Here is a 19,536-nt window from a genome sequence, read left to right as displayed (position 1 = left end):
TTTAATTTTGGTACTCGCCCGCACGTTTGCGGGCGGGCGCATCAGCACGGCCGCCGCCCCGCCGAACCCGGGTCGGGATCTGTCGGGGCGGTGAGGAGCCCTTTTTACCGCTCTCCCGCGTACTCCCGTCCGTATGCAGACCCACGTCGTGCCGGTCGGCTTCGACTACGACCGCATGATCGCCCCGCTCATCCGGGACCAGTTCGACGTCGACCGGGTGATCCTCCTGGAGGGGACGGTCGGCAGCGAGGCCAACGTCGAGTACTCGCGCAACATCGCCCGGAAGCTCGAACAGGACTTCCGGAACCTGCTCGGCGCCAAGACGGTCCGCGAGCAGTTGGACGACGTGTACGACTACGACGCCGCCTTCGAGCGCGCATACGACCTGATCAACGCGGAGCTCGACCGGGACGAGGGGGTCGGCGACTCCGACGAACGCGAGGTGTGGGTGAACCTCTGTTCGATGCCGCGTCCCGTCTCCTTCGCGTTCGCGACTGCGGCCCACTCGATCATGGTCGAGCGACAGGACGACCGCGACCGGATCCACACCTACTACACCGCCCCGGAGAAGTACCTCGAGACCGAACTCGCCGAGGAGCTGCGGGCGAACCGAGACCTCCTGCAGGAGCTGGTCGAGGACGACGCGGTGGACGACGACCGCGTCGCCGACCGCCTCGCGAGCACCACCGACCTGCTCGCGGAGTTCGACGAGCGCGGCACCACCATCGGCGCGAAGCGCATCGGCGACAGCCACGTGATCGAACTCCCGGTCGCCTCCTTCCAGAACGTCAAGCCGTTCGAGGAGCTCGTGCTGTTCACCCTCGGCGAGCACGGCGAGTTCGAGTCGGTGTCGGAGCTGGCCGAGACGCTCGCCGACGACCTCAACGAGGAGTACACCGACTCCTTCCGCTCGAAGGTGATCTACAACGTCGACCGGCTCGGCCCCGGCGGCAAGGGGTACATCGAGCGCGAGGAGCGCGGGAAGTCCTACCGGACCACGCTCTCTCGGATCGGCGAGCTCTGGGTCCGAGCGCACGCCGGCGAGGACCGGGACTTGGCGTGAGCGACTGCCGGCGCCGATCGGTCGGGGAGGGGCGCGCCCGTCCGCGCGATCGCATCCACCGCTCCGTCGGGTGTCGTGACCGCCCCGTTTTTATCCGTGGGACGGGGAGACACACGCGATGACTCCGGCGCGGGACTCCGACGCGACAGACCGCGACGCCGCCGACCTCGACGGCGACTTCGGCTTCGCCGAGCCGTCGACCGATCAGTCGTTCGAGAACGCGCTGGCGAAGGCCCGCGACGGGAGCCGCCTCTCGGTCGACGACGCGATCGAACTGCTCGCCACGGGGACGGACGCGGACGGGATCGATCCGATCCGCAAAGAGCAGGTCCTCGAACTCGCCGATCGGCGGCGCCGAGAGACGGTCGGCGACGAGGTCACCTTCGTCGCCAACCTCAACAACAACGTCACGACCGCCTGCAACACGGGCTGTCTGTTCTGTAACTTCAAAGACTCCGCGCACGCCTTCGAGGCCGACAGCGACGCCGACCACGCGGGGTTCACCAAGACGCCCGCCGAATCCCGAGCGATCGTCGAGGACGCCCTCGACATGGGCGTCTACGAGGTGTGCTCGGTGTCGGGGCTCCACCCCGCGCTCGCGCTGAACGAGGAGCACCACGAGATCCTCCGGTCGTACGACGACCCCGAGAGCGCGGTGAACTACAAGCCGCCCGCCCGGTACGCCACGGATCCGGGCACCTACCTCGAGCAGATCGAGGCGATGTCGGTCGGCGGGATCCACGTCCACTCGATGACCCCGGAAGAGGCGTATCACGCCGCCCGCGGCACCGACTGGGAGTACGAGACCGTCTACCGCGAGCTGGCCGACGCCGGCCTCGACTCCGCGCCCGGCACCGCCGCGGAGATCCTCGTCGACGAGGTCCGCGACGTGATCTGCCCGGGGAAGATCCGCACCGGCGACTGGGTCGACGCCATGGAGGGCGCGATGGCCGCCGGCCTCGACACCACCGCGACGATGATGTACGGTCACGTCGAGACGGTCGCCCACCGCGCGGAGCATCTGGGGGTGATCCGCGACCTCCAGGACCGCACCGGGCAGATTACGGAGTTCGTTCCGCTCTCCTTCATCCACCAGAACACACCACTCTACCGCCACGGCGTCGTCGAGTCGGGGCCGTCCCGCGACGAGGACGAACTGGTCGTCGCGGTCGCGCGCCTCTTCCTCGACAACGTCGACCACGTGCAGGCGTCGTGGGTGAAGTCGGGCGACGCCCACGGGTTGAAACTGCTTAACTGCGGCGCCGACGACTTCATGGGCACCATCCTCTCGGAGGAGATCACGAAACGCGCCGGCGGCGAGTACGGCGAATACCGCTCGTTCGACGACTACGTCGAGATGATCACGGCGATCGGCCGCGTCCCGGTCGAGCGCTCCACCGACTACCGCAGCCGTCGCCGGATCGATCCCGACGACGGCCCCCACGGACCGCGACTCGGTCCCCGCGCCGACGGCACGCCGATGCTCTCGGATCGGTCGAACGAAGGGCCGGCCCCCGACGGCGACTCCGCGAGCGCCGACGACTGACCCGGCCGGCGGGTCGGCGACCGGTACGGCTCCCAGCGAACGGGAACCACCGGAATACTCTTACCATTGGTACACGTTAACACTCATAGAATGCCCTCGTCAGACGCACCGGCTCCCGGATCGGAAAGCGACGCGCAGTCCGAGGAGGTTGACGGCGGGTCAGAGCGCCGGAGCGCCGCGCTCACCCGCACCGACGAGCGGGTGCTCGCGTATCTCGACGACGCCGGGACCGACTACCCGGCGTTCGTCGCGAGCAACACGGGGCTGTACGTCGACCACGTCGAGTCGCGGCTGGACGCGCTCGACGCGTCGGGGCTCGTCGAGCAGGTGACAGGCGAGGAGGTCTTCCGAGTCACCGACGCCGGCCGCGACGCGCTGCGCGAGGACTGCGCGGCGTGGTCGGACTGACGGGAGCCGACCGGATTTCACCGGGCTACCGCCCGAGATCCGCGTGCGCGGAGGAGAGGTGTCTGGAGCCGAGCGCCGCGAGGAGAGAGAGCTCGCCGGCGAGCGCGCCCACGGCGATCGCCTCCGCGAGCGCGTCGCCGTTGCTGCCGGCGGGGTCGCCGCCGCCGCGGACGCCGAGGACGTCGAGTCCCGCCGCCTGCGTCGGGAGCTTCGTCCCGCCGCCGACGGTCCCCACTTCGAGGCTCGCGAGCGACACGGAGAGGTACAGATCGCCGTCGGGCGTCGTCTCCGCGGTCGTGATCGCGTTCGCGCCCTCGACGACCTGCGCCTCGTCCTGTCCGGTGGCGAGGAACATCGCCGCGACCGCGTTGGCGACGTGGGCGTTAAAGCCGAGCCCGCCCGCCTTCGCGGAGCCGACGAGGTTCTTCCGCGTGTTGATCTCGGCGACCGACTCCGGCGTGGTGTGGAGCCGCTCCTCGACGACCTCGCGGGGGATCTCCACGTCGGCGCTCACGGAGCGCCCGCGCCCCTCGACGGCGTTGATCGCGGCCGGCTTCTTGTCCGAACAGAGGTTCCCGGAGAGCGCGACGAGCGAGGCGTCCGTCTCCGCTTCGATCGCGTCGCAGGCCTCGCGGGTCGCGATGGTGACCATGTTCATCCCCATCGCGTCCTTGGTGTCGTAGCGGAACCGCAGGAAGACGTTGTTGCCGACGACGTACGGCGTCACGTCGAGCAGCTCGCCGTGGCTCGTCGTCGACTCGGCGGCCTCGCGCAGTGTCGCCTCGTTGTCCCGGACCCACGAGACGAGCGCTTCCGCCTCGGCCACGTCGGCGACCCGGAAGACCGGCGCGCGGGTCATCCCGCTCTTCGTCACGCGCGCGGTCGCCCCGCCGGCGTCGTTGACGACCGAGCACCCCCGGTTGATCGAGGCGACCAGCGCGCCCTCCGTGGTCGCCATCGGGAGGTAGCGCTCGCCCGAGAGCGCGCCGCCGTCGACCGCGACCGGGCCCGCGACGCCCATCGGCACCTGCACGGCGCCGACCATGTTCTCGATGTTCGACCCGTGGGCGTCGGCGGCGTCGAACGCGTACTCCCCGAGGGCGTCGACGTCCGCGTCGGCCGTCTCGCCGACGAGACGGCGTCGGGCCGCCGCGGCGGTGTCGGCGTCGGCGTGCTCTTCGAGCTCGTGGAAGCGCACGTCGCCCTCGCGAACGCGGTCGGCGAGCGACGCGGGAGTTGGTTCGGTCATGACCGGGTGTCCTCCCGGCGCGTGCTAATGGCTATCGGTTCCGGCGGCGCTAGAGGGGGTCTGCGACTCGGCACGACCGGCGTGTGTGGCAGAGCAGGCGATCGGCGGGAGCGACCCTACTGACGAGAGCGACAAGAGCGACGCGGCCAACGAGACCGGCGAGACCGATGAAACCGACGCGACCTACCGGCCGACGAACCCGGAGAGCCGATCGCGGAGCGACTCGCCGCCGAGTTTGAGGTAGTAGGCGTCGCCCCCGTCCTCGTAGTAGTTGTCGATCCGGCGGACGACCTCGAAGCCGAGGTGTTCGTAGAAGCCGAGCGCTCCGGTGTTGGTCGTGCGGGCGTGGCAGGTGACCGACCGGTTCTCCTCGGCCACGTCGGCGATGAGGCGTTCGGCGTGGCCGCGTCCGCGGTGATCGGGGTGGACCGCGAGAAAGAGGACGTAGCCGTCGCGCCGCACGGAGGCGAACGCGACGACCGCGTCGTTCTCGACGAGCAGGTGTGTCGTGGAGCGGCGGTAGGCGTCGACGAAGAAACCCCGCCGCTGTCGGAGGACGCCCTCTTCGGACCGGATCCGCTCTTTGAGCTCCCACGCCTCTGTGGCGTGGTCGGCCTCGCCGGGCGGTTCCGTCCGCTTTTCCACGTTGACGCTCACTGCAGAAGGCTAACACGCCAACAGGATATAACTCCACCGCCACCGGGCACGGTTGCAGTCGGACGCGGCCCGCGTGGCCGGGACGCGACTCTCGTGGCCGGGACGTGGCTCGCGTGACCGTTCCGATCGCGCCCGTCCGCACGGCGACGGAAACGTTTTGTCGCGCTCGGCCGTCGATGCGGTAATGATCGACCCGTCACCGGCGGGCCGGAAGCGACTCCGCCGCGCGTTCCTCACCGGCGTCGCCGTCATCGTCCCCTCCGTCATCACGCTGGTGGTGCTCAGCGTGGTGTTCAACGCGATCTACAACTATCTGGACGCGTTCTCGTCGACGATCGTGCCGGTGTTGCCTCCGGCGACGCTCCCGATCAGCAGGGAGGTGGCCATCGAGATCGCGACGCCGATCGTGTTCGTCGCGTCGATCCTCGTGCTCGGGATCCTCGTCGAATCGACGCGGTACGGGGAGCTCGCGGTCGAGTACGCCCACTACGGTATCGAGCAGATCCCGGGCGTCGGGTCGGTGTACCAGGGGTTCAGACAGATGAGCGACGCCATGCTGGAATCGGACACCGGCAACTTCCGGGACGTCGTCCTCGTCGAGTTCCCCACCGGGGGGAGCTACACGCTCGCGTTCGTCACGAGCGAGACGCCGGCGTCGATCGCCGACCGGGCTGACGGGGGCGAGATGCGGTCGCTGTTCATGCCCATGGCGCCGAATCCGGTGATGGGCGGCCACGTCGTGTTCGTCCCCGAACACCGGATCGTCGACGTGGACCTCACGGTCGACGAGGGGATCCGGGCGATCGTGACGAGCGGCGTCGCGCTCAGCGGCGAGGGAGCGGACGCAGACGCGGGCGGGCTCTCGCCCGAGGAGCTCAAGCGGATCGGCGCGCAGAATCGGATCGGCTCGGAGTTCCGGTCCGAGTACGACACGCAGACCGGGACCGAGACCAGGACCGACACCGGGACGGACACCGAAACTGAGACCGAGACGGATACCGGAACCGAGGCCGACACCGGAACCGAGGTCGAACACTCGAGCCGAGACGGGGGGAACGAGTCATGAGTCACACGCTCCGAGAACACACGGCCGACGTGGCGGTCGAGGCGACCGCGCCGACACTCGCGGCGCTGTTCGAGGCCGTCGCCGACGGGCTCACCGCCGCGAGCTGCGAGGCGGTCCCCGAGCAGGGAGACCGCTTCGAGTTCACCGTGACCGCCGAGAGCCGCGAGGCGCTGCTGTTCGACTACCTCGATCAGCTGATCTACGAGCGCGACGTGCGGCTCGTCCTCCCCGCCGACCACCGGTGTACGGTGTCGCGGTCGGGCGACGCTGCGGGAGGTGACAGCGCGGCGTGGACCGCCGAGGCGACGGCTCGCGGCGTCCCCCTCGACGCCGTCGCGGCCCGAGAGATCAAGGCGGTCACGTACTCCGAGATGACCCTCGAACGCCGCGGCGACGAGTGGTACGCGTACGTCGTGTTCGACGTGTGACGGCCGCCGGCGAGCGAACCGGGTGACGGCGGGGGACCGGCCGACTCGCGCCCGCTGACGCAACGCCCTTCTCCCCCCGCGCCAAACGCCGGGGTATGACCACGCGCGAGTTCGACGGGATCCGGCTGGAGAAAGTGCGCGAGCACGTCTGGGAGATCCCCCGCGAGGGCGACATGAACGTCCCCGCGCGGGTGCTCGCCAGCGAGAGCCTGCTGGAGGAGATCGGCGAGGACGACTCGCTCCAACAGCTGAAAAACGCCACGCACCTGCCCGGGATGGCCGAGCCGGCCCTGTGTATGCCCGACGGCCATCAGGGGTACGGCTTCCCCGTCGGCGGCGTCGGCGCGATCGACGCCCGGACCGGCTGTATCTCGCCCGGCGCGGTCGGCTACGACATCAACTGCGGCGTCAGGATGGTCCGGACGAACCTCACCTACGACGACGTGCGCGGCCGCGAGTCCGAGCTCGTCGACGCGCTCTTCGAGGCGGTCCCGTCCGGACTCGGCGGTGGCGGCGTCATCGGCGGCGACGCCGACGCGATCGAGGGCGCCCTCGAACGCGGCGTCGAGTGGGCGGTCGAGGCGGGGTACGGGATCGAGAGCGACCTCGCGCGCTGCGAGGACGAGGGGCGACGGCCCGACGCGCGGCCGGAGTACGTCTCGCAGAAGGCGATGGACCGCGGACGCAACCAGATGGGGTCGCTCGGCTCCGGGAACCACTTCCTTGAGGTCCAGCGCGTCACCGACGTGTTCCGCGAGGGGGTCGCCGAGGAGTACGGCCTCCGCGAGGACGGCATCGTCGTCCTGATCCACTGCGGGAGCCGCGGGCTGGGCCACCAGACCTGCAACGACTACCTCCGGCGGATCGAGAAGGAGCACGGCGACCTGCTCGCCGACCTGCCCGACAAGGAACTCGCGGCCGCGCCCGCCGGCTCCGAGCTGGCCGAGGAGTACTACGGCGCGATGGGCGCGTGCATCAACTTCGCGTGGGTGAACCGCCAGCTGATCACCCACCAAGCCCGCGAGACGTTCGGCGAGGTGTTCGACGCCGATCCCATCGACGATCTCGGGATGGAACTGCTGTACGACGTGGCGCACAACATCGCCAAGAAGGAGACCCACGAGGTCGGCGTCGACGCCGACGGCCGCCCCGCGGTGGGCGACGAGGCGGTCGACCGGACGGAACGGGAGCTGTACGTCCACCGCAAGGGCGCGACCCGCGCGTTCCCCGCGGGCCACGACGACGTACCCGAGGTGTATCGCGACGCCGGCCAGCCCGTCATCATTCCCGGAAGCATGGGCGCCGGCTCGTACGTGCTCCGCGGCGGCGCCGAGTCGATGTCGGTCTCGTTCGGCTCCACCGCCCACGGCGCCGGGCGGCTGATGAGCCGGACGCAGGCGAAACAGGAGTTCTGGGGCGGCGACGTGCAGGACGACCTCGAAGCCGGCCAGCAGATCTACGTGAAGGCGCAGTCCGGCGCCACCATCGCCGAGGAGGCGCCCGGCGTCTACAAGGACATCGACGAGGTGATCCGCGTCAGCGACGACCTCGGCATCGGCGACAAGGTCGCGCGGACGTTCCCGGTGTGCAACATCAAGGGGTAGATCGGTTGGAGCGGCCGGTCAACGCTCCCGCTTCGCTTCCCGACCGAGGCGCTCCTCGACCGCAGTCACCTTCTCCGCGGCGGTCCCGTCGCTCGTCCGCTTGTCGTCGACCTTCAGCACCGTCGAAACGCGGTCGCCGTCGACGGCGTCGTGGGCGGCTGCGGCCGCCGCGAACAGTGTCTCGGCGTCGTCGGCCTCGATCACGGTTCCCATCGGGTTCGTCTCGTAGCTCACGTCGAACTCGTCGAGCGCGGCGACGGCCTTCGCGACCTCGCCGGCCATGCTCTCCTCGATCACCGGCGCGACGCTCAACAGCGCGATGACGGTCATGCCCGATCGTCCGCGCCGGGAGCACTTAAAATCGGACCGCGACGCGGCGGGAGTCGCCCCGGCGGCTCCCTCAGTCGAGCGCGTCCCGGAGGAACGAGAGCTGATGGCCGATCGCCGGCTCGAAGTCGTCGCCGAACGGGGAGAAGTGGTCCGCGGGCATGGTGACGACGGTCCCGCGCGATAACGCCTCGCCCGCGTCGACGACGGCCTCGCTGTCGACGATCGCGTCGTCGGTGCCGGCCAGGAGCAGCGTCGGCGCTCGGATCTCGTCGAGCTGCGTCACCGGGCGGTAGCCGACGAGCCCCAGCAGCGACCGCGCGGGCGTCTCGTTGCGCCACGCCGACTCGCGGTCGACCAGATCGAGGTACTTCCGCTTCGTCCCCGGCTCCGTGATCGCGGCGAGCTCCTCGGCGGTGCCGACGATCGGGACCGTTCGACCGCGACCGAATCGGTGACCGAGCAGGTCGCGGACGCCCGCCACCCCGGAGCGCGCGAGATAGCGCCCGCCGCGCCGCCGGGCGATCGCTCGCCCGTCGAGCATCGGGACCGCGCCGATCACGGCGTCGGGATCGCGCCGCTCCGCCGCGAGCGTGAGGACGTGCGCGGCCGACAGCGACGCGCCCCACAGCACCAGCCCGCGCCCGACCGCGTCGACCCGACGAACGCGGTCGATCGCGGCGGCGTAATCCGCGCGCTGCCCCTCGGGATCGACGAGCTGCGAGTCCCCGTCCGACGCGCCGAACCCGCGGTAGTCGAAGAGGAACGCCGCGTAGCCGGCGTCCGCGAACCGCTCCGCGACCGCCGGGTAGCCGAAGCTCCGCTCCGCGCCGAGCCCCGGCGCCATCACGACGACCGGCGGGTCCTCGCCGTCGCCGCCCGGCAGGTACAGCGTGCCGCGGCAGGTGTCGCCGTCGGCGTCGAACGCGAGCTCGCGGGTGGCGAACCGCTCGCGCGGCGGGCGGCTGAGCCGTCGCTGCGCCCGGTTCACCGGGTCCCGACGGGTCACGCTTCGTCCCCGGCGTCGGCGGGCTCGCCGTCCGCGGCCGATCTGTCCGCGACCGATCCGTCGGCGTCGGCGGGCTCGTCAGCGTGGGTCAGCGTCTCCAACACGCGCGTCGAGAACTCGGTCTCGCTGATCTCGTAGGAGAGGAGCGCCTCGAACCACGTCGCCTTCGCGTGCCACGTCCCGAGCACGTCGCCCGGCGAGCGGACCACGGTCGCCTCGACGCGGACAGGGTCCCACGCGTCGGCCTCGGCGCGGTCGAGGAGCGCGTTGAGCGCACGCCCGATCTCGCCGTGGTGCACCTCGCGGCCGGGGAAGGCCGTCATGTACGTGAGATCCAGCGGATCGCCCCCCTCGACGGCCTCGACGCTGATCCCGTAGCTGCGGAGCGTCGGCTCCACCTCGGTCGTCCGCTCGTCGCCGGTCATACGCGACCCACGTCCGGGCGAGATAAATCGGTACCGGCGTCCGAGCGGCGCAGTCGCTCAACGCGTGAGAAACGATTCGTTTGAAGAGCCGCGGACGGGGGGAAGGCCGTCGTGGGAGACGGCCAGGATCGGTTTTGTCAGAGGCACACGATTATCCCGCGCGGCCACTCGGTAGTATTCCACGATATTATATAAACTCTCGGGAGGGGCCGAAATCGGTGATCGGTCGGGCCAAAACCGACCTCCGGTCCGCGGTCGACTCTCCGATTTCGGCTACTCTTTATCAGTGTCGCGTCACAGGATCTGATATGCTTCGGGGGACGGTGACCGCGCTGACGCGCTCGACGGACACGAGCGGCGTCTTCGTCGTCGGCGGGGTGCTGACGCTGCTGACGTGGGTCCTCACTCCGGCGTGGATCGCCGGCACGCTGTTTTTCCCGCCCCTCGTCCTGCTCGCGCCGCTGGCGCTCGCGCCCGCGTTCGTCGCCCGCGGCTACTTCGTCCGCGTCCTCGCGGCCGCCATCGAGAGCGGGAACGCCGACGGCGCACCGCCCGTCGTCGCGTGGAACGTCCTCTACCGGGACGGCATCAAATCCGCGCTCGTGAGCGCCGTCCTGCTCGCGCCGCTGGCGCTGGGACTCGGGCTCGCGGCGCTCGCCGCCGGGATCCTCGGAAGCGGCGCCGTCGACCCCGCTCCCGCCGTCACCGCGGTCCGAGGTGCCCTCGGTGAGGGCGGAGTAGCCGCCGTCGGCGGTGTGGCCGGCGGACTCGTCGGGACGGTCGCGATGGCGTACCTCCTCGCGTTCGCGTACGTCAGGCCGGCGGCGCTCGCGGCGTTCGCCGCCTCCGGGCGCCTTCGCGACGGCTTCCGTCCGGGCCGGGTCGCCGGCGTCGCCGGGTCGGGATCGTACGCCACCGCGTGGGTCGTCGCGGCCGCGACGCTGGGGGCGGGCTACGCGCTGGCGGGGCCGTTCGTCCCGCTCGTGGTCGGCCTCGGGCTCGTCTTCGTCGTCCGCGTCGTCGCGTACGGACTGTACGGTCGGGGCGCGGGGGCGACGCTGTCGGTCGCCGACCCGGGAGCCGAAGGCGAGGCGAGCGAGACGAGCGAGTCGACCCGGACGGAAGCGGCCGATCGGTCGCTCGATCGGGGGCGTCATTCGACGCCAGAAGTGCCGCCGCCGGTCCAGATCGGGCGGTCGGTCTCGATCGGTGAGCGGCAAGCCGGCAGGGCCGGCGTCGACGGTTCTGTGCCAGACGGCGCCGTATCAGGCGGCACCGTGCCAGACGGCTCCGGTGGCGCCCTCGGGGCCGACGGCGGGTTCGACTGGTATGCGGCGGGGGGAGAGTCGAACGAGCGCGCCAGGGACGGGGCGGCCGACGACGGGGATCGAGCCCGCGGCGCGGCCGCCGACGACACGTCCGCCACCGACGAGGCGCCCGGCGGCGACAATGCGCCCGCCACCGACGAGGCGTTCGAGTGGAGCGTCGAGGTCGCCGAGCCAGAAGACAAGAGTTGATACGCGGCCGGGGCGACGGTCGGGTATGCGCATCTCCGAACGGGGGTACGGCGAGGAGGGCCGAGAGCGGCTCACGCTCGTCCCCGAGAACGTCGACGACCTCTGGCACCTCGCGCACGTCCTCGAACCGGGCGACCTCGTCGAGGGCGACACCACCCGTCGGATACAGCGGAACGACGATCAGATGCGGGACACCGGCGGCCAGCGCGAACACCTGTTCGTCACGCTCGAAGTCGACGACGTGGAGTTCGCCCGGTTCGCCAACCGGCTCCGCGTGTCGGGCGTGATCGTCGGCTGCTCGCGCGAGGACCAGCTCAACGCCCATCACACGATCAACGTCGAGGAACACGACGAGATCACGGTGGAGAAACACTTCAAGCCGGACCAGACCGAGCGGCTGGAGGAGGCGACCGAGGCCGCCGAGAACCCCGACGTGGCCATCGCGACCGTGGAGGAGGGCGCCGCCTACGTCCACACCGTCCAGCAGTACGGCACCGAGGAGTACGCCTCGTTCACGAAGCCGACCGGGAAGGGCGACTACTCGCGGCCGCGCGAGGAGCTGTTCGCCGAGCTGGGCGAGGCCCTCGCGCACCTCGACGCCGACGCCGTGATCCTCGCGGGACCGGGGTTCACGAAGCAGGACGCGCTCGACTACATCACAGAGGAGTACCGCGACCTGGCCGACCGGATCACCACGGTCGACACCTCGGCCGCCGGCGACCGCGGAGTCCACGAGGTGCTCAAGCGCGGCGCGGTCGACGAGGTCCAGAAGGAGACCCGGATCGCCAGGGAGGCGACGCTCATCGACGACCTCACCGCCGAGATCGCGCAGGGCGCGAAGGCGACCTACGGCCCCGAAGACGTGGCCGAAGCCGCCGAGTTCGGCGCGATCGAGACCCTCCTCGTGGTCGACGACCGGCTCCGGCAGGAGCGGCAGAACGAGGGCGACTGGGAGATCGACGTCAACGAGGTGATCGAGTCGGTCGAACAGCAGGGCGGCGACGTGGTCGTCTTCTCCTCGGAGTTCGACCCCGGCCAGCAGCTCTCCAACCTCGGCGGGATCGCCGCGATCCTGCGCTACCGACTGCAGTGAGGGACGCTGGCGGCGACCGGGCCGCGTCCCGTTGCGCCGGAAAACACTTACCGGTCGTGGCGGCACATCACCCATGCGACGGCGTACCCTCCTCCAAGGCGCGGTCCCCCTCTGCGTGGGGCTTGCCGGCTGTTCGGGGTCGGTCTCCGATTCGTCAATGCTCTCCCTGACGGTGTTCAACCACTCCGAGGTCCCGTACACGGTCGAGGTGACGCTGTTGCGGGCGGACGGATCCGACTCCAGAAGCGATGCCAGAGCGTTCTCGGGAGCGATCGACGTCGACCCGGGCGGCCAAGCGGTCCGTGACGCGGTCGCCGAGCGACGGCCGTACCTCGTCGAGTACGGCCTCTACGAGGAGAACAGCGATCTGACGGATCAGGACCACGTCCACTACTACCCGGACGACGGGAACGAGAGCGACACGCTGTCGTTCGACATCGATTCGTCGGGAACGCTGACGCGGCGGTGAGGGGTCCACACCCCCGTCAGATCGCGGATCGGGCGAGAAGGCGGTGCTACTCGCCGGTCAACGCCTCGCTCGCGGGCGCGAAGGCGATCGTCTGTCCCCGGCCCGCCTCGCTCGCTCGCTCGTAGAGCATGTGCGCGGCAGCGACCGTCTCGACGCCGCTCCCGCCCGAGTCGAAGACGGTCACCTCGTCGTCGCTCGTTCGACCGGGGTGATCGCCGGCGACGACCTCCCCGAGGTCGGCGGCGACGTGATCCTCGTCGATCAGCCCCGCCTCGACCGCCGCGAGGAACGAGCCGGCGTCCTGCGCCGCCCGCGCCCGGAGGTCGGGGACGTACGTCGCCCGCGCGACGAGCTCGGGCGGGAGCTCGTTCTTCTTCGGGTGGTACTGCCCCATCGCGGTGACGTGGGTGCCGGGCTCGACGTCGCCGTCGTCGATCACGGGCTCGCTCGCGGTGGTCGCGGTGATGACCACGTCGGCGCCGGCGAGGGCCTCGCTCGCGCTCCCGACCGCCGACACGTCGGCGTCGAGTCGGTCGTCGAACGACTCGGCGAACGCCTCGCGGTGCTCCGCGGTCGGAGAGAAGACGCGCACCGCCTCGAACTCGCGGACGGTCGCGGTCGTGGCGAGCTGACCGCGGGCCTGCGCGCCGCTCCCGATCACGGCGATCTCGGTCGCGTCGGCGCGGGCGAGCGCGTCCACCGCGACCGCCCCCGCGGCGCCGGTCTTGAAGGGGTTCATCGAGGCGCCGTCGAGGAGCGCCAGCGGCTCGCCAGACTCGGCGTCGAACAGCGGCGTCATGAACCAGGCGTCGCCCGCGCCGAAGCCGGCGGAGTAGGTGTACCCCCCCATCGCGCCGGTCTCGGGCAGCAGCGCGGCGTAGGTGGTGAACATCCCGGGGGGATCGCGGTTGAACAGCTTCGTCCGGGGCTCCGCGGGCGCGCCCTCGCCGATCTGGCGGTAGGCGTCGCGGACGACCGCGACGTAGTCGGCCGGCTCGGCGAGGTCGTCGACCTCGGCGCTCGTCAGGAACAGGGCGTCGGTCATATCGGGCCGGTCGGGCGCGAGGAACTAAATCCCATAGGGAACCGGAACTCGCGGGCGGCCGTCGTCAGTCGGTCCGTCTCGACGACCGGGTGCCGTCAGTCGGCGCCGCCGGTCCGCGATCTATCAGTCCGCGATCTATCAGTCCGTGATCGGCCGGTCCGCAATCCCCCGATTCGTGATCGACCGCCAGAGCGCTCCGCGGGGCGATCGGTCCGGACGCGGGGGTCGCCCGTGACTGGGGCCTTGACGAACACCGCGTGGGCCATGACGGCTCCCGCGGCGAGTGCGCCCCCGAGGAGCGCGGCCGTCAACGACAGTCCGACCAGGTTCAGAGCGGCTGTCACGCCGATCAACGCCGCCGGAATGAGCCCGAGAACGTAGTCGTAGTACCCAGTCATGCTCCATACGACAGTACGGCAAAATCGCTATTAAATCTTGTTCGGGGTTCTGTGTGGCTCTCCAAGAGGCCACGTCAAACGTTTCTATAACTTATGCGAGCGAGGTCGGTGCAGGCGAGGAATAACGGCGTGTCGGCTCGGCCCTCGAAGCGTAACCGCGACCGCCGCTCGAAAAAACGTGACCGCCTATCGGAGCTTGAAGTACAGCGCGCGCCAGCCGCCGAGCGCGACCGATCCGAGAACGAGCATGACCACCGCGAACGCGGGCGCGGCGCTCCCGCGGAAGACGAAGTGGCGAAGCGCCAAGCCGACGACCGCGGCCGGGATCCACGACCGGATCACGAGCGGGATCGACGACTTCGCGGTCTCGACCGCCCCGGCCGAGTACGCGCCGATCAGGGGTGCGACGATGGCCCAGCCGATCAGGAACGGCGCGAACACCTCCAGCAGGTACAGGGGGTTCGAAGACAGGAACTCGACGGTGCTGTGGTTGAGCGCGCCGACCGTCAATAAGACGATCAGCGCGATCAGGTCACCGACCGCGAGGGGTGCGGCGTCGCGGTCGAGTCGTGTTGCGAGGAACGACGAGTCGTCCATGTCGACCCGTCGGAGCCCCCCCTACTTTGTACGTACGGATTCGGTCGGGCAGTCGGGGCGCCGCCGGCCGGCGCGGCGCTACTCGTACAGCGGGTGCTCTTCGCAGAGTTCGACGACGCGCTCGCCGACCTCGTAGATCACGTCGTCGCTGTCGACGTTGTCGACGACGCGGTGGATGAGGTCGCCGACCTCCTCGATCGCCGCGGCGTCGAAGCCGCGGGTCGTGAGCCCGGCGGTGCCAGCGCGGATCCCCGACGGGTTGAACGGCGAGCGCGTCTCGCCGGGGACCGTGTTCCCGTTGAGGACGATGTTCGCGGCCGCGAGCGCGTCGGCGGCGTCGCCGCCCGGCAGGTCCGGGTGCGAGTCGCGGAGGTCGACCAGCACGAGGTGGTTGTCGGTGCCGCCGGAGACGAGGGTGAAGCCGTGGTCCTGAAGCGTCTCGGCGAGCACGTCGGCGTTGTCGACCACGTTCTGCGCGTACTCGTCGAACGAGGGGTCGAGCGCCTCCTTGAACCCGACCGCCTTGCCGGCGACGTTGTGCATCAGCGGGCCGCCCTGCCCGCCGGGGAACACGGCCTTGTCGATGTCGTCGGCGAACTGCTCGTCGCACAGCACGATCCCGCCGCGGCCGGCGCGGATCGTCTTGTGCGTCGAGCCGGTGACGAAGTCGGCGACGCCGACGGGCGAGGGGTGGACGCCCGCGGCGACGAGCCCGGTGATGTGAGCGATGTCGGCGAGGTGGTAGGCGTCGACGGCGTCGGCGGCCGCCTGAATCTCCTCCCAGTCGACCGTGCGCGGGTACGCGGAGTAGCCGGAGACGATGATGTCCGGCTCGAACTCCTCGGCGGCCTCGCGGAGCCCCTCGTAGTCGATGTAGCCGGTGTCGGCGTCGACCTCGTACTGCTCGACCTCGTAGATCTGCCCGGTGAAGTTCGCGGGGTGGCCGTGCGAGAGGTGCCCGCCGTGGTTCAGATCCAGCGAGAGGATCTTGTCGCCGGGGTCCAAGACGGCGTAGTAGACGGCCTGGTTCGCCTGCGTCCCGGAGTGCGGCTGGACGTTGACGTGCTCTGCGCCCCACAGCTCCTTCGCGCGCTCGATCGCGAGCTCCTCGACCTCGTCGGCGTACTCGCAGCCGGCGTAGTACCGCCCGCCCGGGTAGCCCTCGGCGTACTTGTTGGTGAGGACGCTCCCCTGCGCCTCCAGTACCGCCTCGCTGACGTGGTTCTCGCTGGCGATCATCGCAAGCGTCTGCTCCTGCCTGTCGCGCTCGCCGTCCAGCGCGTCGGCGACCGCGGGATCGACCTCCCGGACGTGCTCGTGGTCCATGTAGAAACCCCCGTTCGATCACGCATTAATCCTTGCGTCACGTCGGTGGTCGCGCGACGCCCCGGCCGAGCCGCCCGGCACGGTCTCACCCGGGCGGAACGGGGGCGATCGGTGAAAACATCGTATTCCCCATTTTCGAGGGTTTCGGCGGCTGATAACCCGTTGTTCACCCTCCTAATCCCGTTAATATTAAATACGCAACTGGCTTTTATCCGGAGAGATAGATGGTGTCAAATTTACTGGAGGCGGACGTCGAGAACGTCCTCGACGCGGCGTTCGAGGGGGACGACGAGGAGCTGTTCGTCGTCGACCCCTCTCCGGAGACGATCGTATCGCTGGTCGAGGCGGCGATCGGTCGTGACGACCTGCCGGAGATGTCGATGCTCGTCGACGAACGGACGCTGAAGAGCGTCATGGAGGACTTCCTCGTGGCGTCGAAGGCGGCAGACCTCGTCGCCGACGGCGCGCTCCACCTCCGCGTCCTCGACGACGCCGTCGACAACGCGCTGTTCGTCTCCCCGTCGCGGGTCGTCGTGCTCGTGAGCACCGACGACCACGTGGCCGCGCTCGCCTCGAACGACGAGGAGTTCGTCGACGAGGTGTTCGAGACCCACAGCGACGCCTTCGACGACGCCGAGACGTACGGCCTCCGCACCCCCGCGATCAGCCGGGTCCGGGAGACGATGGCGGCCGAGATCGGCGAGGCGACCCGCGAGGACTTCGACGCCGTGCTCGCCTCGATAAACTCCGCCCGAGGCGACGACGGCGGGCTGGACGAGGTGACCGTCTCCCTGCTCGTCGCCGCGAAGAACGACGTGCTCTTGTACGACATCTCGAAGTGGGGCGAGGACGTCGGGATCGCTTCGAAGGCGACGTTCTCCCGGACGAAGACCCGACTCGAGGACCTCGGGATCATCGACACGGAGAAGGTCCCGATCGACGTCGGTCGTCCCCGTCTCCGGCTCAAGCTCGGCGACGAGCGCCTCCAGGGCCTCGACGCCGCCGCGCTCGCCGACGAAGTCGCGGAGATGCTGGCGTAGCCGACCGACGTCGAAGGGTGGGCGCCGCCCGTCGCGACACCGTCACCCGCGGCTTTTTTTCGCTCCTTCGCCTCGGAAGGGACATGGACATCGGACTTGTCGGCGACGGCCCCGCGGCCGAGGCCGTCTCGGCCGCGCTCGGCGACGTCGACGTGAACGTGATGCCCGTCGAGGTGGGGCTGCTCGACGGGTTCGACCTCGCGGTCGTGATCGACACCGCCGGCTCGGAGACGTTCGCGACCGCCGACGAGCACCTCGACCGCTGGGTCGCGATCGAGGTCGGCGGGCTCGGCGGCGTCGCCGTCTCGGCGGTCGACGCCGCGGTGACCGCCTTCGACGAGACCTGCTACGACTGCCTCCGCCGACGCGTCGCGAGCGGCGGGGCCGAGGCGGCCGACGCGCCGACCGGCCGGCGATCGGCCGTGCGCTACGCCGGCGCGGTGGCCGGACGCCGCGTCATCCGGCTGCTCGCCGGCGACCCGGTAGGCGACACGGTCGCGGAGGTGCCGGGCGCCGAGCGGACCCTCTTCCCGGTCCCGGGGTGCGGCTGCGGGGACGACCCGGGCGACGCGCTGCCCCGCGAGGGCGAAGAGCGGTCGCTGTCTGACGCGGTCGACCGCGCGGAGCGGGCGGTCGACCCCCGGGTCGGCCCGCTCTCGGAGGTCGGCGAGCAGGAGTCGTTCCCCGTGCCCTACTACGTCGCGCGCGTCGCCGACACGACGCCGTTCTCGGACGCGCGGGCGGCCGAGTTCGGCGGCGGCGTCGACGCCGGCTGGGACGCCGCGTTCATGAAGGCGCTCGGCGAGGGGTTGGAGCGGTACGCCGCCGGAGTGTACCGGGAGGCGTCGTTCACGCGCGCGCCGGCGGCGAACGTCCCGAACCCAGTCACTCCCGACGCGTTCGTCCGCCCCGAGAGCGCGGAGTCGTACGCCCGCGAGGACCGGCTCCCGTGGGTGACCGGCGAACACCTCGGCACGGGCGAAGCCGCGAGCCTACCCGCGGAGTTCGTCGGCTTCCCGCCGCCGGAGAATCGGTATCGCCCCGCGATCACGACCGGGCTCGGCCTCGGCAACTCCGGGCCGCACGCGGCGCTGTCGGGGCTCTACGAGGTCATCGAGCGCGACGCGACGATGACCAGCTGGTACTCGACGGCCGACCCGCTCGGGATCGAGGTCGACGACGAGGGGTTCGCGGAGCTCGAGAAGCGCGCCCGCGCCGAGTCGCTGTCGGTGACCCCCCTCCTCGTCACGACCGACATCGACGTGCCCGTCGTCGCGGTCGGCGTCCACCGCGAGGGCGACTGGCCCCGCTTCGCGGCGGGCTCCGGCGCCGACCTCGATCCCACCGCCGCGGCCCGGAGCGCGCTCGCGGAGGCGCTGCAGAACTGGGTCGAACTCCGGTCGATGGGGGCCGACGCGGCCGCCGAGCAGGGCGCGGCGATCGGTCGCCACGCCGACTTCCCGGCGGAGACGCGGGCGTTCTTCGATCCGGAGGCGACCGTGCCCGCCGCGTCGCTCGGCGAGCCCGACCGCTCGGGCGCCGACGAGTTGGCCGCCGTCGTCGAGCGCGTGGAGACGGTCGGGCTGGAGCCGTACGTCGCGCGGACGACGACCCGAGACCTCGCCGCGCTCGGCTTCGAGGCGGTCCGCGTGCTCGTCCCCGGCGCGCAGCCGCTGTTCACGGGCGACCCGTTCTTCGGCGACCGCGCCGGCGACGTGCCGCGGTCGATGGGGTTCGAGCCCGATCTCGAGAAGGAGTACCACCCGTTCCCGTGACCCGTCGGGGGGCCCGGGCGCGAACACGTCGAGCCCGCTTGCCACATCCGGCCGGTTTAAGCCGCTCCCGGCCGCTCACTCGCGCATGGACGTACTTCCGGACGCGGACGTGGAGGCTGTCGAGGCGGTCGACGGCGTGTTTCTCACGCAGGGCGCCGCCGGCGAGGAGACGAGCATCCAGCGGTTCGCCATCGATCCCGGCGCCGCGGTCCCCGAGCACGACCACCCGCACGAGCAGGTCGGCGTGATCACCGAGGGGACGATCACCTTCGTCGTCGACGGCGAGGAGCGCGTCGTCGAGGCGGACGACACGTACGTGATCCCGGGCGGCGAGCCGCACGCGGCGCGCAACGACGGCGACGAACCGGTCGTCGGCTACGACATCTTCTCGCCGCCGCGGACGAACCCGGACTGGCAGGAGTAATCGTCCGGGCCGGCGGTGGCAGATCTTGCGGTGGCGCGTGCCGGTGAGCAGCCGTCAGGCTGCGAATCGC

Annotated in this window: 21 protein-coding genes; 12 read left to right on the top strand and 9 right to left on the bottom strand. The window is 70.6% G+C overall.

The features are described 5' to 3' along the window. The first annotated feature begins 133 nt into the window (after positions 1-133). From ACT4MF_RS10400 to ACT4MF_RS10390, 3 genes are all read left to right on the top strand, one after another. Positions 134-1,063 (top strand): HFX_2341 family transcriptional regulator, encoded by a 930-nt coding sequence (locus ACT4MF_RS10400; RefSeq protein WP_099256231.1) that lies wholly within the window; start codon positions 134-136, stop codon positions 1,061-1,063. 118 nt (positions 1,064-1,181) lie between these two features. Then, positions 1,182-2,609: a 7,8-didemethyl-8-hydroxy-5-deazariboflavin synthase subunit CofH gene (cofH, locus tag ACT4MF_RS10395; RefSeq protein ID WP_099256232.1), complete on the top strand. Its 1,428-nt coding sequence runs from the start codon at positions 1,182-1,184 to the stop codon at positions 2,607-2,609. A 90-nt stretch (positions 2,610-2,699) separates the two neighbouring features. Continuing rightward, positions 2,700-3,017: a DUF2250 domain-containing protein gene (locus tag ACT4MF_RS10390; protein ID WP_099256233.1), complete on the top strand. Its 318-nt coding sequence runs from the start codon at positions 2,700-2,702 to the stop codon at positions 3,015-3,017. A gap of 25 nt (positions 3,018-3,042) precedes the next feature. Here the strand turns inward: ACT4MF_RS10390 and hmgA are convergent, their stop codons facing one another. Together hmgA and ACT4MF_RS10380 are read right to left on the bottom strand one after the other, a co-directional pair. Further along, a complete protein-coding gene (gene hmgA / locus ACT4MF_RS10385) occupies positions 3,043-4,266 on the bottom strand; it encodes a hydroxymethylglutaryl-CoA reductase (NADPH) (protein WP_099256234.1) in 1,224 nt (407 codons plus the stop codon). Positions 4,267-4,449: 183 nt separating this feature from the next. Then, positions 4,450-4,923 (bottom strand): GNAT family N-acetyltransferase, encoded by a 474-nt coding sequence (locus ACT4MF_RS10380; RefSeq protein ID WP_099256235.1) that lies wholly within the window; start codon positions 4,921-4,923, stop codon positions 4,450-4,452. A 184-nt stretch (positions 4,924-5,107) separates the two neighbouring features. Here ACT4MF_RS10380 and ACT4MF_RS10375 point away from each other — a divergent pair, with 184 nt between their 5' ends. The 3 genes from ACT4MF_RS10375 to ACT4MF_RS10365 all read left to right on the top strand — a co-directional run bounded on the left by ACT4MF_RS10375 (position 5,108) and on the right by ACT4MF_RS10365 (position 8,021). Then, positions 5,108-5,989 (top strand): DUF502 domain-containing protein, encoded by an 882-nt coding sequence (locus tag ACT4MF_RS10375; RefSeq protein WP_444682572.1) that lies wholly within the window; start codon positions 5,108-5,110, stop codon positions 5,987-5,989. Further along, positions 5,986-6,417: an archease gene (locus tag ACT4MF_RS10370; RefSeq protein ID WP_444682571.1), complete on the top strand. Its 432-nt coding sequence runs from the start codon at positions 5,986-5,988 to the stop codon at positions 6,415-6,417. The genes ACT4MF_RS10375 and ACT4MF_RS10370 overlap by 4 nt, the downstream gene beginning before the upstream one ends. Before the next feature lie 95 nt (positions 6,418-6,512). Beyond that, positions 6,513-8,021, top strand: a complete 1,509-nt coding sequence (locus ACT4MF_RS10365) for an RtcB family protein (protein ID WP_444682570.1) — start codon at positions 6,513-6,515, stop codon at positions 8,019-8,021. 18 nt (positions 8,022-8,039) lie between these two features. On the opposite strand, the gene ACT4MF_RS10360 is transcribed toward ACT4MF_RS10365, so the two are convergent. The 3 genes from ACT4MF_RS10360 to ACT4MF_RS10350 all read right to left on the bottom strand — a co-directional run bounded on the left by ACT4MF_RS10360 (position 8,040) and on the right by ACT4MF_RS10350 (position 9,782). Beyond that, a complete protein-coding gene (locus ACT4MF_RS10360; protein ID WP_444682569.1) occupies positions 8,040-8,351 on the bottom strand; it encodes a thiamine-binding protein in 312 nt (103 codons plus the stop codon). 70 nt (positions 8,352-8,421) lie between these two features. Beyond that, positions 8,422-9,357 (bottom strand): alpha/beta hydrolase, encoded by a 936-nt coding sequence (locus ACT4MF_RS10355; RefSeq protein WP_444682568.1) that lies wholly within the window; start codon positions 9,355-9,357, stop codon positions 8,422-8,424. Then, a complete protein-coding gene (locus tag ACT4MF_RS10350; RefSeq protein WP_444682567.1) occupies positions 9,354-9,782 on the bottom strand; it encodes a DUF8159 domain-containing protein in 429 nt (142 codons plus the stop codon). The genes ACT4MF_RS10355 and ACT4MF_RS10350 overlap by 4 nt, the downstream gene beginning before the upstream one ends. A gap of 308 nt (positions 9,783-10,090) precedes the next feature. Here ACT4MF_RS10350 and ACT4MF_RS10345 point away from each other — a divergent pair, with 308 nt between their 5' ends. The 3 genes from ACT4MF_RS10345 (at position 10,091) to ACT4MF_RS10335 (ending at position 12,861) form a co-directional block, all read left to right on the top strand. Then, a complete protein-coding gene (locus ACT4MF_RS10345; protein ID WP_444682566.1) occupies positions 10,091-11,299 on the top strand; it encodes a DUF4013 domain-containing protein in 1,209 nt (402 codons plus the stop codon). Between the two features lie 25 nt (positions 11,300-11,324). Then, positions 11,325-12,392, top strand: a complete 1,068-nt coding sequence (locus tag ACT4MF_RS10340) for an mRNA surveillance protein pelota (protein WP_099256243.1) — start codon at positions 11,325-11,327, stop codon at positions 12,390-12,392. A 73-nt stretch (positions 12,393-12,465) separates the two neighbouring features. Further along, the gene (locus tag ACT4MF_RS10335; protein WP_444682565.1) at positions 12,466-12,861 is read left to right on the top strand and encodes a hypothetical protein; all 396 of its coding nucleotides are present in this window, start codon (positions 12,466-12,468) and stop codon (positions 12,859-12,861) included. Positions 12,862-12,907: 46 nt separating this feature from the next. On the opposite strand, the gene ACT4MF_RS10330 is transcribed toward ACT4MF_RS10335, so the two are convergent. From ACT4MF_RS10330 to glyA, 4 genes are all read right to left on the bottom strand, one after another. Continuing rightward, positions 12,908-13,906, bottom strand: a complete 999-nt coding sequence (locus ACT4MF_RS10330) for an ornithine cyclodeaminase family protein (protein ID WP_099256244.1) — start codon at positions 13,904-13,906, stop codon at positions 12,908-12,910. Between the two features lie 95 nt (positions 13,907-14,001). Then, positions 14,002-14,304, bottom strand: coding sequence for a DUF8015 family protein (locus ACT4MF_RS10325; RefSeq protein ID WP_444682564.1), 303 nt, complete (start codon positions 14,302-14,304; stop codon positions 14,002-14,004). Between the two features lie 186 nt (positions 14,305-14,490). Further along, positions 14,491-14,901, bottom strand: a complete 411-nt coding sequence (locus ACT4MF_RS10320; RefSeq protein ID WP_099256246.1) for a DUF3054 domain-containing protein — start codon at positions 14,899-14,901, stop codon at positions 14,491-14,493. Between the two features lie 78 nt (positions 14,902-14,979). Continuing rightward, positions 14,980-16,227: a serine hydroxymethyltransferase gene (gene glyA, locus ACT4MF_RS10315; protein ID WP_444682563.1), complete on the bottom strand. Its 1,248-nt coding sequence runs from the start codon at positions 16,225-16,227 to the stop codon at positions 14,980-14,982. A gap of 224 nt (positions 16,228-16,451) precedes the next feature. Between glyA and tbsP the strand changes: the two genes are divergently transcribed. From tbsP to ACT4MF_RS10300, 3 genes are all read left to right on the top strand, one after another. Then, positions 16,452-17,267 (top strand): transcriptional regulator TbsP, encoded by an 816-nt coding sequence (tbsP, locus tag ACT4MF_RS10310; protein ID WP_444682562.1) that lies wholly within the window; start codon positions 16,452-16,454, stop codon positions 17,265-17,267. An 83-nt stretch (positions 17,268-17,350) separates the two neighbouring features. Beyond that, complete coding sequence (locus ACT4MF_RS10305; protein WP_444682561.1) at positions 17,351-19,042, top strand: YcaO-like family protein; 1,692 nt, start codon at positions 17,351-17,353, stop codon at positions 19,040-19,042. 85 nt (positions 19,043-19,127) lie between these two features. Next, positions 19,128-19,466 (top strand): cupin domain-containing protein, encoded by a 339-nt coding sequence (locus tag ACT4MF_RS10300; RefSeq protein ID WP_444682560.1) that lies wholly within the window; start codon positions 19,128-19,130, stop codon positions 19,464-19,466. Positions 19,467-19,536 lie beyond the last annotated feature (70 nt).

Origin of the sequence: Halorubrum sp. FL23 (assembly GCF_052439115.2) — an archaeon.
GTDB lineage: Archaea > Halobacteriota > Halobacteria > Halobacteriales > Haloferacaceae > Halorubrum > Halorubrum persicum.
The sequence above is the reverse complement of the archived record's forward strand: the minus strand, read 5'-3'. Positions and strand labels throughout refer to the sequence as shown.

Bases quoted from the DNA above. Each gene is read 5' to 3' on its own strand.
- ACT4MF_RS10400 (WP_099256231.1), top strand. From the start codon at position 134: ATGCAGACCCACGTCGTGCCGGTCGGCTTCGACTACGACCGCATGATC.
- cofH (WP_099256232.1), top strand. From the start codon at position 1,182: ATGACTCCGGCGCGGGACTCCGACGCGACAGACCGCGACGCCGCCGAC.
- ACT4MF_RS10390 (WP_099256233.1), top strand. From the start codon at position 2,700: ATGCCCTCGTCAGACGCACCGGCTCCCGGATCGGAAAGCGACGCGCAG.
- hmgA (WP_099256234.1), bottom strand. From the start codon at position 4,266: ATGACCGAACCAACTCCCGCGTCGCTCGCCGACCGCGTTCGCGAGGGC.
- ACT4MF_RS10375 (WP_444682572.1), top strand. From the start codon at position 5,108: ATGATCGACCCGTCACCGGCGGGCCGGAAGCGACTCCGCCGCGCGTTC.
- ACT4MF_RS10370 (WP_444682571.1), top strand. From the start codon at position 5,986: ATGAGTCACACGCTCCGAGAACACACGGCCGACGTGGCGGTCGAGGCG.
- ACT4MF_RS10365 (WP_444682570.1), top strand. From the start codon at position 6,513: ATGACCACGCGCGAGTTCGACGGGATCCGGCTGGAGAAAGTGCGCGAG.
- ACT4MF_RS10360 (WP_444682569.1), bottom strand. From the start codon at position 8,351: ATGACCGTCATCGCGCTGTTGAGCGTCGCGCCGGTGATCGAGGAGAGC.
- ACT4MF_RS10350 (WP_444682567.1), bottom strand. From the start codon at position 9,782: ATGACCGGCGACGAGCGGACGACCGAGGTGGAGCCGACGCTCCGCAGC.
- ACT4MF_RS10345 (WP_444682566.1), top strand. From the start codon at position 10,091: ATGCTTCGGGGGACGGTGACCGCGCTGACGCGCTCGACGGACACGAGC.
- ACT4MF_RS10340 (WP_099256243.1), top strand. From the start codon at position 11,325: ATGCGCATCTCCGAACGGGGGTACGGCGAGGAGGGCCGAGAGCGGCTC.
- ACT4MF_RS10335 (WP_444682565.1), top strand. From the start codon at position 12,466: ATGCGACGGCGTACCCTCCTCCAAGGCGCGGTCCCCCTCTGCGTGGGG.
- ACT4MF_RS10330 (WP_099256244.1), bottom strand. From the start codon at position 13,906: ATGACCGACGCCCTGTTCCTGACGAGCGCCGAGGTCGACGACCTCGCC.
- ACT4MF_RS10325 (WP_444682564.1), bottom strand. From the start codon at position 14,304: ATGACTGGGTACTACGACTACGTTCTCGGGCTCATTCCGGCGGCGTTG.
- ACT4MF_RS10320 (WP_099256246.1), bottom strand. From the start codon at position 14,901: ATGGACGACTCGTCGTTCCTCGCAACACGACTCGACCGCGACGCCGCA.
- glyA (WP_444682563.1), bottom strand. From the start codon at position 16,227: ATGGACCACGAGCACGTCCGGGAGGTCGATCCCGCGGTCGCCGACGCG.
- tbsP (WP_444682562.1), top strand. From the start codon at position 16,452: ATGGTGTCAAATTTACTGGAGGCGGACGTCGAGAACGTCCTCGACGCG.
- ACT4MF_RS10305 (WP_444682561.1), top strand. From the start codon at position 17,351: ATGGACATCGGACTTGTCGGCGACGGCCCCGCGGCCGAGGCCGTCTCG.
- ACT4MF_RS10300 (WP_444682560.1), top strand. From the start codon at position 19,128: ATGGACGTACTTCCGGACGCGGACGTGGAGGCTGTCGAGGCGGTCGAC.